Source organism: Sphingomonas sp. GW821-FHT10C01 (assembly GCF_059415525.1).
In genome coordinates, this window is record NZ_JBWKNK010000001.1 from 2,211,394 (window position 1) to 2,225,070 (window position 13,677).

General features: G+C 65.0%; 15 protein-coding genes. 6 read left to right on the plus strand and 9 right to left on the minus strand.

The window, feature by feature from the left end; translation table 11 throughout:
- Positions 1–3: 3 nt before the first annotated feature.
- The 4 genes from AC07M1_RS10835 to AC07M1_RS10850 all read right to left on the minus strand — a co-directional run bounded on the left by AC07M1_RS10835 (position 4) and on the right by AC07M1_RS10850 (position 5,438).
- The gene (locus AC07M1_RS10835) at positions 4–381 is read right to left on the minus strand and encodes a hypothetical protein (protein ID WP_495162552.1); all 378 of its coding nucleotides are present in this window, start codon (positions 379–381) and stop codon (positions 4–6) included.
- Positions 356–3,016 (minus strand): alanine--tRNA ligase, encoded by a 2,661-nt coding sequence (alaS, locus tag AC07M1_RS10840; protein ID WP_495162553.1) that lies wholly within the window; start codon positions 3,014–3,016, stop codon positions 356–358. The genes AC07M1_RS10835 and alaS overlap by 26 nt, the downstream gene beginning before the upstream one ends.
- A gap of 49 nt (positions 3,017–3,065) precedes the next feature.
- Positions 3,066–3,617 carry a hypothetical protein gene (locus AC07M1_RS10845; protein WP_495162554.1) on the minus strand — a complete coding sequence of 184 codons (552 nt, stop codon included), beginning with the start codon at positions 3,615–3,617 and terminating at the stop codon, positions 3,066–3,068.
- A 564-nt stretch (positions 3,618–4,181) separates the two neighbouring features.
- Positions 4,182–5,438, minus strand: a complete 1,257-nt coding sequence (locus AC07M1_RS10850) for a M24 family metallopeptidase (RefSeq protein WP_495162555.1) — start codon at positions 5,436–5,438, stop codon at positions 4,182–4,184.
- A 72-nt stretch (positions 5,439–5,510) separates the two neighbouring features.
- On the opposite strand from AC07M1_RS10850, the gene AC07M1_RS10855 reads away from it, so the two are divergent.
- The gene (locus AC07M1_RS10855) at positions 5,511–6,878 is read left to right on the plus strand and encodes a dicarboxylate/amino acid:cation symporter (protein ID WP_495162556.1); all 1,368 of its coding nucleotides are present in this window, start codon (positions 5,511–5,513) and stop codon (positions 6,876–6,878) included.
- Here AC07M1_RS10855 and AC07M1_RS10860 read toward each other — a convergent pair.
- From AC07M1_RS10860 to recA, 4 genes are all read right to left on the minus strand, one after another.
- Positions 6,869–7,510 (minus strand): glutathione S-transferase family protein, encoded by a 642-nt coding sequence (locus AC07M1_RS10860; RefSeq protein WP_495162845.1) that lies wholly within the window; start codon positions 7,508–7,510, stop codon positions 6,869–6,871. The genes AC07M1_RS10855 and AC07M1_RS10860 overlap by 10 nt on opposite strands.
- A 67-nt stretch (positions 7,511–7,577) precedes the next feature.
- A complete protein-coding gene (gene map, locus AC07M1_RS10865; protein ID WP_495162557.1) occupies positions 7,578–8,351 on the minus strand; it encodes a type I methionyl aminopeptidase in 774 nt (257 codons plus the stop codon).
- Position 8,352: 1 nt separating this feature from the next.
- Positions 8,353–8,559 (minus strand): ParD-like family protein, encoded by a 207-nt coding sequence (locus AC07M1_RS10870; RefSeq protein ID WP_495162558.1) that lies wholly within the window; start codon positions 8,557–8,559, stop codon positions 8,353–8,355.
- A gap of 222 nt (positions 8,560–8,781) precedes the next feature.
- Positions 8,782–9,861: a recombinase RecA gene (gene recA, locus AC07M1_RS10875; protein ID WP_495162559.1), complete on the minus strand. Its 1,080-nt coding sequence runs from the start codon at positions 9,859–9,861 to the stop codon at positions 8,782–8,784.
- 141 nt (positions 9,862–10,002) lie between these two features.
- Between recA and AC07M1_RS10880 the strand changes: the two genes are divergently transcribed.
- Genes AC07M1_RS10880 through AC07M1_RS10900 form a run of 5 tightly spaced genes read left to right on the plus strand, consistent with a single transcriptional unit; the run spans position 10,003 to position 13,327 of the window.
- On the plus strand, positions 10,003–10,560 hold the full coding sequence (locus tag AC07M1_RS10880) for a DNA-3-methyladenine glycosylase I (RefSeq protein ID WP_495162560.1): 558 nt from the start codon (positions 10,003–10,005) through the stop codon (positions 10,558–10,560).
- A 42-nt stretch (positions 10,561–10,602) separates the two neighbouring features.
- The gene (locus tag AC07M1_RS10885; protein ID WP_495162561.1) at positions 10,603–11,067 is read left to right on the plus strand and encodes an Rrf2 family transcriptional regulator; all 465 of its coding nucleotides are present in this window, start codon (positions 10,603–10,605) and stop codon (positions 11,065–11,067) included.
- The gene (locus AC07M1_RS10890) at positions 11,057–11,752 is read left to right on the plus strand and encodes a class I SAM-dependent methyltransferase (RefSeq protein ID WP_495162562.1); all 696 of its coding nucleotides are present in this window, start codon (positions 11,057–11,059) and stop codon (positions 11,750–11,752) included. Before AC07M1_RS10885 ends, AC07M1_RS10890 begins: the two co-directional genes overlap by 11 nt.
- A gap of 40 nt (positions 11,753–11,792) precedes the next feature.
- The gene (locus AC07M1_RS10895; RefSeq protein WP_495162563.1) at positions 11,793–12,809 is read left to right on the plus strand and encodes an adenosine deaminase; all 1,017 of its coding nucleotides are present in this window, start codon (positions 11,793–11,795) and stop codon (positions 12,807–12,809) included.
- On the plus strand, positions 12,809–13,327 hold the full coding sequence (locus AC07M1_RS10900) for a phosphoribosyltransferase (RefSeq protein ID WP_495162564.1): 519 nt from the start codon (positions 12,809–12,811) through the stop codon (positions 13,325–13,327). Before AC07M1_RS10895 ends, AC07M1_RS10900 begins: the two co-directional genes overlap by 1 nt.
- Here the strand turns inward: AC07M1_RS10900 and AC07M1_RS10905 are convergent.
- Positions 13,324–13,674, minus strand: coding sequence for a response regulator (locus AC07M1_RS10905; protein WP_495162565.1), 351 nt, complete (start codon positions 13,672–13,674; stop codon positions 13,324–13,326). The genes AC07M1_RS10900 and AC07M1_RS10905 overlap by 4 nt on opposite strands.
- Between the last annotated feature and the right edge of the window lie 3 nt (positions 13,675–13,677).

The window sequence follows — 13,677 nt, forward strand, 5'->3', positions numbered from 1 at the left end:
AGATCAGTTGTTGAGCGCGGGTACCTGGCGGACGCAGGCCGCCAGCGCGGAGCTGGTTGCCCCGTCCTGCGCGCGCAGCCGCGATTCAGCCGCGGCGGCATCGCGCGCGACCTCGGCCTCGACCGCCTTGGCGGTCTTGCCCGCGCCACGGCCGGCATCGGACGCCGCCATGCCCCAGAAGATCACATGATCGAACAGCGCCGATTCCTGCGGCGTGCCCTTGCCGATCTTGGCGGCGGCATTGGTCAGCGCGGCGCAGCGCAGTGCGTCGGGATAAGGCGGCAGTTTCCCCTGCGCGGAAACGCCGGGGCTGACGAACAGGACCGCAGCGGCAGCGGCGGTCAGGAAAACACGGTCAGGCAGCTTCTTTCTCCTCGGCAAGCGCCCCCTTCACGGCTTCGATCGCGGCCGGGCCGTTTTCGCCCTCCGGCCCGCCACCCTGCGCCATGTCCGGGCGCCCGCCGCCGCCCTGCCCGCCCAACGCGGCGACACCACGCTTGACGAGCTCAACGGCGCTCAGGCTTCCGGTCAAATCGTCGGTGACGCCGACCGCAATCGCTGCACGCCCTTCATTTACCGCGACAAAAGCTACCACACCTGAACCGATCCGGCCCTTGGCCTCGTCCACCGCGCCACGCAGCGCCTTGGGATCGAGCCCGTCGAGGATCTGGCCGACAAAGTTCACGCCGCCAATCTGCTCCGGCCCGGCGGGCGCGGCAGCCCCTGCGCCCCCGCCCAGCGCCAGCGCCTTCTTGGCCTCCGCCAGTTCCTTCTCGAGCTTGCGGCGCTCATCGACCAGTGCGGCGATGCGTCCGGGCACCTCGTCAGGCGAGGTCTTGAGCGTCGCCGCCACCTCGCGCAGCTTGGCATCGCGATCGGCCAGCCACAGCCGCGCGGCCTCACCGGTCAGTGCCTCGATCCGGCGCACGCCGCTCGACACGGCGCTTTCGCTCACGATCTTGAAGATCGCGATATCGCCGGTGGCACGGACATGGGTGCCCCCGCACAGTTCGACCGAATAGCGCTTGTCGGTGACACGGCCCATCGAGAGGACGCGGACCTCGTCGCCATATTTCTCGCCGAACAGCGCCAGCGCACCGGCGGCGACCGCGTCGTCCGGGGTCATCAACCGAGTGCTGACCGCTTCGTTCGCACGGATCTCCGCGTTCACATCGGCCTCGATCTCGGCAATTTCCTGCGGCGTCAGCGCCGAGGGGTGCGAGAAGTCGAAGCGGAAGCGATCGGGTGCCACCAGGCTGCCCTTTTGCGTCACATGCCCACCGAGGCGATTGCGCAGCGCGGCATGCAGCAAATGCGTGGCCGAGTGGTTCGCGCGAATGGCGTCGCGGCGTGCAACGTCGATCGCCAGCTTCACCGTATCGCCGACCGTGAGCTCACCGCTCTCGATCGTTGCGTGATGCGCATGAAGGCGGCCCAGCGGCTTGCTGGTGTCGCTCACGGCGGCCTTGACCTTGTCGCCGCTGATGACGCCGGCATCACCCATCTGGCCGCCGCTCTCGCCATAGAAGGGGGTCTGGTTGGTGAGGATGAACACCTCGTCGCCCTGCCCGGCCCTGTCGACGCGCACGCCGTCCTTAACCAGCGCGACCACCTGGCCCTCACCGTCGGTCGCGGTGTAGCCGGTGAATTCGGTGCCGCCCAGTTCTTCGGCGATGTCGAACCAGACATCGTCCGACGCCTTGGCGCCCGACCCCTTCCAGGCGGCGCGCGCGGCATCCTTCTGCCGCTTCATCGCCGCGTCGAAGCCGTCGCGATCCACCGCCATGCCCTGCGGACGCAGCGCATCCTCGGTCAGGTCATAGGGGAAGCCATAGGTGTCATAGAGCTTGAACGCGGTCTCGCCGGACAGCGTATCGCCCTCGCCCATGTCCGACGTCGCCTCGTCGAGCAGCTTGAGACCATTCGCCAGCGTCTGGCGGAAACGCGTTTCCTCCTGCAGCAACGTCGCCTCGATCAGCGGCTGCGCGCGCACCAGCTCGGGATAGGCGCCGCCCATCTCGGCCACCAGCGACGGTACCATGCGGTACATCAACGGCTCTTTCGCGCCCAGGATATGGGCGTGACGCATGGCGCGGCGCATGATCCGGCGCAGCACATAGCCACGGCCCTCATTCGCGGGCAGCACGCCGTCCGCGACCAGGAACCCGGCCGAGCGCAGGTGATCGGCGATCACGCGGTGGCTCGCCTGATGCTCGCCCGTGGTCGAGGCACCGGTCAGCGCGCCGCTCTCGGCGATCAGCGCCTTGAAGACGTCGATGTCGTAATTGTCGTGAACGCCCTGAAGCACCGCCGCGACGCGTTCTAGACCCATGCCGGTGTCGATGCTGGGCTTGGGCAGCTCGCTGACGATCTCGTCATTCTCCTGCAGATACTGCATGAAGACGAGGTTCCAGATCTCGACGAAGCGGTCGCCATCCTCTTCCGGGCTACCCGGAGGGCCGCCCCAGATATGGTCGCCATGGTCGTAGAAGATTTCCGAGCACGGCCCGCAAGGCCCGTCCGATCCCATCGCCCAGAAATTGTCCTTGGTCGGGATACGGATGATGCGCTCTTCGGGCAGGCCCGCGATCTTCTTCCACAGGTCGAACGCCTGATCGTCGGTGTGGTAGACGGTCGCGGTCAGTCTGTCCGGCGACAGGCCCCATTCCCGGGTCAGCAGCGTCCACGCGTGCGTGATCGCCTGTTCCTTGAAATAGTCCCCGAACGAGAAGTTGCCGAGCATCTCGAAGAAGGTGTGGTGGCGCGCGGTGTAGCCGACATTGTCGAGATCATTGTGCTTGCCGCCTGCACGGACGCACTTCTGGCTGCTTGTCGCCGTCGAATAGGGCCGCGTTTCAAGACCGGTGAAGACGTTCTTGAACGGCACCATGCCCGCGTTGACGAACATCAGCGTGGGATCGTTGTGCGGCACCAGCGGTGCGGACTGTACGCGCGCGTGTCCCTGGCCTTCGAAATAGTCGAGGAAGCTGCGGCGAATATCGTTGGTCGAAGTCATCGCGCCGACTTAGGGGCGCACGGCGCTTCGCTCAAGCGAAACACTTCGATCACAACAATCGGGACAGTTTCGCCAGCGCCGCGGCACCGCGCGGACTGATCCGGTAGCCGGTTTCGAGCGAGATCGTCAGACCGCGATTCTTGAGCTCGCGCACCCGCGCCTTGAAGCGGTCGCGGGGCATGCCCAGCGGAGCCGCGATATCGGCGGCCCTAACTTCGGGAAATTGGTCGATGGCGTTCAGCACAGGCAACGCCCAGTCGATCCGCTTGAGCCATGCCAGCACGTCCGGATGGATATCGGTGTCTTCACGCAGCGTCTCCCGCGGATCGCTATCGATCCCCGCCAGTTCAATCCGGTACAGATCGCCGGCACGGGCGTTCAGCTCTCGCAACAGCGCATCGCGATCGGCATAGCCCGCGGCGATCACGTCTTCGGCGACGATCGCCTCCAGCGCGATCCGCTCGACCTGACCGAACTGCACGACGCCATAAGCGGTACGCTGGGTACCGCCGCTCACTGCCGCCGCGCTGCGCCAGCGGCGAAACGCGAGGGTGATGGACCCGTTCGCGATCCCTTCTACCGTCTCGCGGCGAAACAGCATGGGCCACCTCCATTGGGTCGCAAGACCCGGTTGACGTTCGCTTGCCGGCTCGGCCGGATCGAATTGGGGTTCTGTCCCTGTCTTCTCCGTCACCCCGGCCTCGCGCCGGGGTCCACTCCACCTCTCCGGCGGCGCCAGAGCCTCTTGCTCAGTCCTCGCCTCCCGGTGGACCCCGGCACAGGGCTGGGGCGACGATTGAAAGAGATCCGGAAGCAGAGCCTGAGGAACATAACTCGATCTCCCGGCAGCAGGCGATTGCAATGTTGGATTTGCTCTGCTTGCCTTGATCCTGCGGCTGCCACCGGCCCCGCTCTTTGAACGGTCGACCTCCCCTTCCCATGCCGGCGCGTCAATGGCGCGCGACCGGCGCGTCAGCGTAGCGTCTGTGGCGCACTAGTGCGGCGTCGGTGTAGCGTCACCGGCGCGTCGCCGAAGCGTTGGCGTCGCCTTGCTGGCGCGTTTCCGGCGCTTAACCGGCGCGCCGATGTCATGCACCCCTCCATGGCCGCCTGGAAAACCCGCGATTTCTGTCAACTTTGTAAACCGCGTGTCACCATACCCGCCTCAGCCCATCGGCTGCTCGATCGATTTCGGCGGTTCGCTAAACCACTGCGGCCCCGTCTTGGTCATATGGAAGCAATCCTCCAGCCGCACCCCGAACTTGCCCGGCAGATAGATGCCCGGCTCGTTCGAGAAGCACATGCCAGCGGCCAGCTTCACCGTCTCGCCTCGCACCAGGTTGATCGGCTCATGCCCGTCCATGCCGATGCCGTGCCCGGTGCGGTGCGACAGGCCGGGCAGCTTGTAATCCGGCCCATAGCCAAGCGAGGTATAGTAGCCGCGCACCGCATCATCCACCGCGCCCGCCGGCGTCCCGATCCGGGCCGCGGCGAAGGCGATTTCCTGGCCGCGCTTCATCTCGTTCCAAACCTTGCGCTGCTCGGCGGTCGCCTCGCCGTGCACAAAGGTGCGGGAGATGTCGCTTTCATAGCCATGGACCCGCGCGCCGCAGTCCATCAGCACCACTTCGCCCTTCACCACGCGTTGCGGCTTGCCGGTGCCGTGCGGATAGGCCGACGCCTCGCCCAGCAGGACCAGGTTGAACGCGACCTCTCCGCCCAGCTTGCGCGTCGCGGCGCTCATCAGCGCGGCGATATCCTGCGGCGTCATCCCCGCCTCAACCTGGGGGTGCGTCCAGCGATAGGCGGCGATCGTCACATCGGCGGCCTTTTGCATCAGCGCGATCTCGGCCGGGGTCTTGATCATCCGGCATCCGCGTACGACCGAGTTGGCGGAGACGAGCAGGCGTGCGTCGCCGATCGCCTGCGCCAGACCGGTCACCGCGAAGTGGCGAACCGTCTCCTCGATGCCGATTCGGTGGTTGTGCAGCTTCTTCTCGCGCAGCCAGTTCGCGATCACCGCGAACGGGCTCTCATGCTCCTGCCACACGCGTACCTGTGCAGGCACGCCCAGCGATTCGCGGACCGACGGCTCCTCGAAGAACGGCGTGACGATCATCGGATCGCCCTCCACCGGGATAACCGCCGCGGTCAGCCGCTCGCTGCGGCCCCAGCGGACTCCCGTGAAATAGAGCAGGCTCGACCCCGGCTCGACCAGGATCGCGCCGATGCCGTTGGCCTTCATCAGCGCCTGCGCCCGCGCCAATCGCGCCCGGCGTTCCTCCGGTCCGATCGGAATCGCGTCGGCGGTGATGTTTTTTAGGTCGGGAACAGAGGGTTCGCCCGTTTGCAGGACTCTAGCATGAGCAACAAAGGGGGCCGCAGCAGCAGCGGCGATAAGCGATCGGCGGGAGAAGTTCATGGTCGCTAGCGATACGGCTCTTGACCCGCAGGCCGCAATCCCCTGTCTAGGCGCCGCAACGAGGGGAGCCCAATGGCCAAGAAACTGACGACATTTATCCTGATCGCGCTGGTATTAGGCGCGATTGTGGGCCTGGGGCTCCATTACGGCATCCACCAGAGCTACGGCGCCGATTCGGCTGGCGCCGAGACGCAGCTCAAGAAGATCGCCGACTATTTCTCGATCATCACCGCGATCTTCCTCAACCTGATCAAGATGATCATCGCGCCCCTGGTCTTCGCGACCCTCGTCGCGGGCATCGCGCATATGGGCGATACCGCTGCGCTGGGACGCGTGGGCGGTCGTGCGGTCCTGTGGTTCATCTGCGCCAGCCTCGTCTCGCTCACGCTGGGCCTGATCCTCGTCAACTTCTTCCAGCCCGGTGTCGGTCTCAACTTCCCGTTGCCTCCGGTTGACGCGACCAGCGGCGTCGACAAGGTTGCCTTCAACCTCAAGGACTTCTTCACGCACGTCTTCCCCAAATCGGGGATCGAGGCGATGGCGAAGAACGAGATTCTCCAGATCGTCGTCTTCTCGCTGTTCATAGGCGTTGCGATCACCGCGGTTGGCGAAAAGGCCAAGCCGCTGGTCAGCGCGGTCGAGGCGCTGGTCCATGTAATGCTCCAGGTGACGAATTACGTCATGCGCTTCGCCCCGATCGCGGTGTTCGCGGCGGTGGCGGCGACGCTGGCGGAGCGTGGTCCGGCGATCATCGGTAACCTCGCCTACTTCATGGGCACCTTCTACCTCGGCATGCTGATCCTGTGGGCGTTGCTGATCGGCGTCTGCTATCTGATCGTCGGCAAGCGCACCACGCTGCTGGTCCGCTACATCCGCGATCCCTTGCTCCTCGCCTTCTCGACCGCGTCGTCCGAAGCCGCCTATCCGCGCACGCTGGAAGCGCTCGACCGCTTCGGCGTGCCGCCGCGCATCGCCAGCTTCGTGCTGCCGCTGGGCTATAGCTTCAACCTCGACGGCTCGATGATCTACATGACCTTCGCGACGATCTTCATCGCGCAGGCCTACGGCATCGACCTGACCCTGGGTCAGGAAATCACGATGCTGCTGGTGCTGATGGTCACCAGCAAGGGCATCGCCGGCGTGCCGCGCGCCAGCCTCGTCGTGATCGCCGCGACGCTCGGCTTCTTCGACATTCCTGAGGCGGGTTTGTTGCTGATCCTCGGTATCGACCATTTCCTCGACATGGGTCGTTCGGCGACCAACGTCGTCGGCAATGCGGTGGCGAGTGCGGTCGTCGCGAAATGGGAAGGTGGGCGCCTCGATCCGATCGAACCCGCCGATTCCGAACCACCGCACGCTCCGACGGGTGGTGGACCCGCCGAGAACGTGCAGAGCTTCAGTGAGGTCGGCGCGCCCCCGCCGGCCGGCTCTCAAGCGTAAGCGTAAGGCCCGCCAGCTTCCAGCGCGGCCTGAAAGGCGGGCCGCGCATGGATTCTGGCCAGCCATGCGATCGTTGCCGGGCGCGAGGCAGCCAGCCCCGCCCGGCTTCGAGCCGCCTCGAGCGGAAAGCTCATCATCACATCCGCGGCGCTGAAATCGTCGCCCGCGAACCAGCCATGTTCGGTCAGATGCGCTTCGACATAGTCGAGGTGCACATCGATCATCGGCTGGATCTTCTTCTGCGCGGTCTTGCCGAGCAGCGGCACACGGCCAAGCACCAGCTTGACCAGCAGCGGCGGCATCAGCGAGCCTTCGGCATAGTGGAGGAAATGGCGGTAGCGCAGCACGGCGTCGCGATGCGCGGGCGGGCCAAGCCGTCCGTCGGCTTTCTCGACCAGATACTCGATGATCGCGCCCGTCTCCGCGATCGTTCGGCCCAGTCCACCGTCCGCTTCGTCATCGACGATCACCGGCGATTTGCCGAGCGGATGCACCGCGCGCAGCTCCGGCGGAGCGAGCATGGTCGCCTTGTTCCGTTCATAGCGCCTGATGACGTAGGGCAGCCCGAGCTCCTCGAGCAGCCACAGCACACGCTGCGATCGCGAATTCTCCAGATGGTGGACGGTGATCATCGGCCGGTCTTCCTCGCTGATACTCAACGAACGTGCGTCGTTACGGCTGCGATGACCAGCGGCAAATCTAGGTGGCGTGTGGACGTGTCTCGTCGCGGCGCAGCGTCAGGACCTCAACCCCAGTGGCGGTGACCGCGACCGTATGCTCGAACTGGGCGGAAAGCTTGCCATCGGCGGTCACGACCGTCCAATCGTCGTCCAGCGTGGAAACCCTGCGACTGCCCTGGTTCAGCATCGGCTCAATCGTGAAGACCATGCCCTCGCGCAACTGCATGCCCGCTCCCCGACGCCCGAAATTGAGCACCGAGGGTTCCTCATGCATCTCCCGGCCGATCCCGTGCCCGCAATAGTCGCGGACGACCGAATAACCATTGCGCTTGGCATGGCGCTCGATCGCGAAGCCGATATCGCCCAGATGCGCGCCAGGCCGGACCTGCCCGATGCCCTGCCACATGGCTTCCTGGGCAACCTTCACCAGCCGTCGCGCCGCCGGCGAAACGGTGCCGACCATGTAGGTCTTGCTCGAATCCGCGATGAAGCCGTTCTTCTCGAGCGTGATGTCGAGGTTGATGATGTCGCCGTCACGGATAACCTCTCCATCATCGGGAATGCCGTGACAGACGACATGGTTGATCGAGCAGTTGAGGACATAGGCAAACCCATATTGTCCCTTGCTCGCCGGGCGGGCCGCCAGGTCCGTCGTGATGAAGCGCTCGACCAGATCATTGACCTGCATCGTCGACATGCCGGCGAGCTGCTGTCCGTCCAGCATTTCGAACACCGATGCCAGCAGTTTGCCCGAGATGCGCATCAGCGCGAGTTCGTCCGGGGTCTTCACCATGTCAGGCAGCCACCGTGTCCAGCAGCGGCGGCTGAATCGTGGCAAGCTGCATCTTGACGATCTCGTTGAACGACAGGGTTGGATTAGCTTCGGCCAACATACCGATCTTCATCCAGAACTCGGCCTGCGCATTGATCGAGCGGCACATCACCGCGCTGGCTCGGCGCACATCCTCATGCAGGTCGTCGTCGATCTTCACGATGCCCATGACAGTCTCTTACATCATTCGAATATATGAAACGTATACGTATCATATCGGCGATGGTCAATGAGCCACTGAAAAACCGAAAGGCCCGGCGCGTGGGGCGCCGGACCTTCCGATGGGAACCAGTCCCGTGACCGCCCCCGTTCTTCACGAAACGGCGCGGCCCAATGTGATTTGTGAATTGTCCGCCACCAAAGTGGCGAACGTCGCTCACAACGTACCCTGTCAGTCCTCGGAGTCGTCGTCCTCGGCGTCAGGCCCGGTCATCATCTCCTCGGCAACCTGTGCCGTACGGCTACGGATCGCGGTTTCGATCCGGGCGCAGATATCCGGGTTCTCCTTGAGGAAGGTCTTGGAATTCTCCCGGCCTTGGCCGATGCGGATGCTGTCATAGCTGAACCATGCACCAGCCTTCTCGACCAGCCCCGCCTTGACGCCGAGATCTAGGATCTCACCGATCTTCGAGATGCCTTCGCCATACATGATGTCGAATTCGACCTGCTTGAACGGCGGTGCGACCTTGTTCTTCACCACCTTCACGCGGGTCGCGTTGCCAACGATGTCGTCGCGATCCTTGATCTGACCGGTGCGGCGGATGTCGAGACGGACCGAAGCATAGAATTTCAGCGCGTTGCCGCCCGTGGTGGTCTCCGGGTTGCCATACATCACGCCGATCTTCATGCGCAGCTGGTTGATGAAGATCACCATGCAGCGCGAGCGGCTGATCGAGCCGGTCAGCTTGCGCAGCGACTGCGACATCAGGCGCGCCTGAAGACCGACATGGCTGTCGCCCATCTCGCCCTCGATCTCGGCGCGCGGCACCAGCGCGGCAACTGAGTCCACCACCAGAACGTCGATCGCGTTCGAACGGACCAGCGTGTCGACGATCTCGAGCGCCTGCTCGCCGGTATCGGGCTGCGAGACGATCAACTCGTCGATGTTGACGCCCAGCTTCTTGGCATAGACGGGGTCGAGCGCATGCTCGGCATCGACGAACGCGGCGACGCCGCCCGTCCGCTGGGCCTCTGCAATGACGTGCAGTGCCAGCGTGGTCTTGCCCGAGCTTTCCGGGCCATAGACCTCGATCACGCGGCCGCGTGGCAGACCGCCGACGCCGAGCGCGATGTCGAGCCCGAGCGAGCCGGTCGAGATCGCCTCGACCTGCATCGTCTCCTTCGAGCCAAGCCGCATTGCCGAGCCCTTGCCGAACGCGCGGTCGATCTGCGCGAGCGCGGCGTCGAGCGCCTTCTGTTTATCCGAAGAAATCGCCATGTTTCCGTCGATCACCTTGAGGGAAGCTGCCATCCGAAGTCTCCGTCGCTAGAGGCTTTACGCCTTGTCTTCAACAGGCCTGTCGCCCCGTTCTTGACGATTGCGTATAGCATTTGTTCCGGCAGAACAAGAGTGGAACGATCTTTTTTTGTTCTCATTTCACCGAGGGTCGCAATGACTGAACCGACACGTTGCCGCTGGGCGCAGAGTAACCCGCTGGATATCGCCTATCACGACAGCGAATGGGGCGTTCCCGTCCGCGACTCGCGGCTGTTATGGGAAATGCTAATGCTGGAGGGATTTCAGGCCGGGCTGTCCTGGTCGACGATTCTGAAAAAGCGCGACGGGTTCCACGCCGCCTTTGCGGAGTGGGATCCGGTGAAGGTCGCGGCGTTCGGCCCCGCCGATATCGAGCGGCTGATGGCCGATCCCGGCATCGTCCGTGCCCGCGCCAAGATCGAGGCGGCGATCGGCAATGCCCGCGCCTATCTCGCCTTTGCCGAACGGGGCGAGGATTTCGGGGACTGGGCTTGGAGGCTCGCGGGAGGCGCCCCCTTGAAAGGTGATGGCAAGACCGTGCCCGCCAAGACCGCGACGTCCGAAGCGATCTCCAAGGCACTCAAGACACTTGGCTTCAAGTTCGTGGGGCCGGTGATCGTCTATGCCTGGATGCAAGGAGTCGGGATGGTCAATGATCACGCCGCGACCTGCTTCCGGCGCGAGCAGGTCTAGCCGCCCTTGACGCCGTGAATATCATGTAACATCTAATGTTACATGATTCGCGACAGCCGCCTTTCGGGCGTTCTCCATCTGCTGCTCCATCTTGCCGAGAGCGAAGGGCCGGTATCTTCCGAGACCCTCGCCAAGGCGATGGACACCAACCCGGCGGTGATCCGCCGTACGCTGGCCGGGTTGCGCGAGCGTGGGCATGTGCGCTCCGAAAAGGGGCATGGCGGCGGCTGGACGCTCACCCGCCGCCTCGCCGAACTGACGCTGCACGATGTCTATGAGGCGCTGGGGCGCCCTGCCCTGCTCGCGATCGGCAACCGGTCACAGGCGCCGCAATGCCTGGTCGAGCAGGCGGTCAACGCCGCGCTAGACGAGACGTTCGCCGCCGCCGAGACGCTGTTGCTCGAACGGCTGCGCCGGGTGACGCTCGCCGATCTCGACGCCGATTTCCGCGCCCGCTTCGACGCGCGCGCCACCCCTTGCGAGAAGGACCCGCCCCATGGCCGATAGCGGCGAGCAGCAATTCCTTGAGCGTTTCGCCGATCCGGAAGCGGTCGCCAACTATGCCGAAAACCCGCCGCGCTATGTGCCGGGCTTCGCCGACCTCCACCGCATGACCGGCGTGCTGCTCGCCGAGCGGGTACCGGACGACGCGCATATCCTGGTGGTCGGCGCGGGCGGCGGGCTGGAACTAAAGGCACTGGCGACCGCCTATCCCGGCTGGCGCTTCACCGGGGTCGATCCGGCGGGCGCCATGCTCGATCTCGCCGCGCGCACGCTTGGCGCCGACGCGAACCGCGCGGACTTGATCGAGGGCTATATCGACGACGCGCCGACGGGCCCGTTCGACGGCGCCGTGTGCCTGCTCACCCTGCACTTCCTCGGCGAAGAGGAACGCACTCGCACCGCGGTGGCGATCCGCGCGCGGTTGAAACCCGGCGCCCCGTTCGTCGCCGCGCATGGCAGCTATCCCCAAGACGAAGCGCGTGAACGCTGGCTCGATCGCTATGCCGCCTTCGCCATCGCCGCGGGCGCGATCCCCGAACAGGCCCATGGCGCGCGCAATGCAGTCAGCGCGGCGGTCAATATGCTGTCGCCCGAACGGGATGAGGCTGTGCTGCGCGCCGCCGGATTTGATGAGGTTACACCTTTCTACGCGGCCTTCACCTGGCGCGGCTGGGTGAGCTACGCCTGACGCTTGCCCTCCCCGCCCGTTCGCGCGATCCTGCGCGGCCATGAGCAATGATCTTTCCGCCTTCATCACCGGCCTGCCCAAGGCCGAACTGCATCTGCATATCGAGGGCAGCCTTGAGCCGGAGTTGATGTTCGCGCTGGCCAGACGAAACAAGGTCGCGATCCCGTTCGGCAGCGTCGAGGCGGTGCGCGCGGCGTACAGTTTCAGCCGGCTCCAGGACTTTCTCGATATCTATTATGCTGGGGCCGATGTGCTGCGGACCGAGCAGAATTTCTACGACCTGGCCGACGCCTATTTCGCCCGCGCCGCAGCGGACGGTGTCGTCCATGCGGAAATCTTCTTCGATCCGCAGACGCATACCGATCGCGGCATCCCGTTTCAGGTAGTCGCCGATGGCCTGCTGGCGGCGATGCGCGACGCCGAGAGCAGGCACGGTCTCAGCTCCAAGTTGATCCTCTGTTTCCTGCGCCACCTGGACGAGCAGGCAGCGTTCGCCACGCTCAAGGCCGCCGAACCCTGGCTCGACCGGATCGAGGGGGTCGGTCTGGATTCCTCGGAGGTCGGCCACCCACCCGAGAAATTCGCGCGGGTGTTTGCCGCGGCCGGCGGTCTTGGCCTCAAGCGTGTCGCCCATGCGGGTGAGGAAGGTCCGCCCGATTATGTCTGGCAGGCGCTCGACCTGCTCGGCATCGATCGGCTCGATCATGGCAATCGCAGCCTGGAGGATCCCGTGCTGGTGAAGCGACTGGCGGACGAAGGGATGACGCTCACCGTCTGCCCGCTTTCCAACCACAAGCTCTGCGTGGTCGACGATCTGGCCAACCACCCGATCGACCGGATGCTCGGTGAGGGGCTTCGCGCCACGATCAACTCCGACGACCCCGCCTATTTCGGAGGCTATGTCGCCGACAATTACCGCGCGGTCGCGAAAGCGCGTGGCCTCAGCAAGGCGGAACTGGCCACGCTCGCGCGCAACAGCTTCACCGGATCGTTCCTGGACGAGGATACCAAGGCAGAGCACCTCACCCGGCTCGACGCGTTCGTGGCGGCGAACTGATGCCGGTCTTCACCCCCATCTCGCACGAGCAGTTCGTCGCCGACGTGCTGGCTATCGCCGCCGCGATCCATGCCGACCGCGAGTGGCGGCCCGATTTCATCATCGGCATCGGCCGTGGCGGCCTGGCTCCGGCGGTGTATCTCAGCCACGCGACGGGCATGCCGATGCTGTCGGTCGATCATAGCTCGCAGGTGCACGACTTCGCCGACGCGCCGCTCGAACGCCTGGCCGAACGGACGCGGGCCGGGGAGAAATTGCTGTTCCTGGACGACATCAACGACAGCGGCGCAACCATCGCCAAGCTGCGTGCCAAGCTCGCCGATGCGGGCGCAACGCCGGGCGCGATCCGCTTCGCCACACTGCTCGACAATATGACGTCGAGCCAGCGCGTCGAATATGCCGCGCGCGCCCTCGACCGGACAGTGACCAAGGACTGGTTCGTGTTCCCGTGGGAGGCGGTAGCGTCCGCCGCATCGATTGCCGCCGATGCAGAGGACGTGCCGGGGCGGATCGCCTAGAGGCTCTCTAGCGCCTGCTCGATCGCGTCCATGGTGAAGGGCTTGGCGAGCACAGGCCGGTGCTTGTGCCCTTCGGCGATCATGTCGTCGCCGCCGCCCGTCGCGACCATGAAGGGGATCCCCGCCGCGGCCAGCGCATCGGCGACCGGCCAGCATTTCTCGCCCCCGGTCAGGTTGACGTCGACGATCGCCGCGTCGATCCCGCCCTCCGCCACCAGCGGCAACGCGGTGGAGACACTATCGGCCACGCCGACGACCCTCTTGCCGAGGATATCGAGATAATCCTCGAGCATCATCGCGATCAGCGGCTCGTCTTCGACGATCAAAAAACGGGTATGGGCAGTCATTGT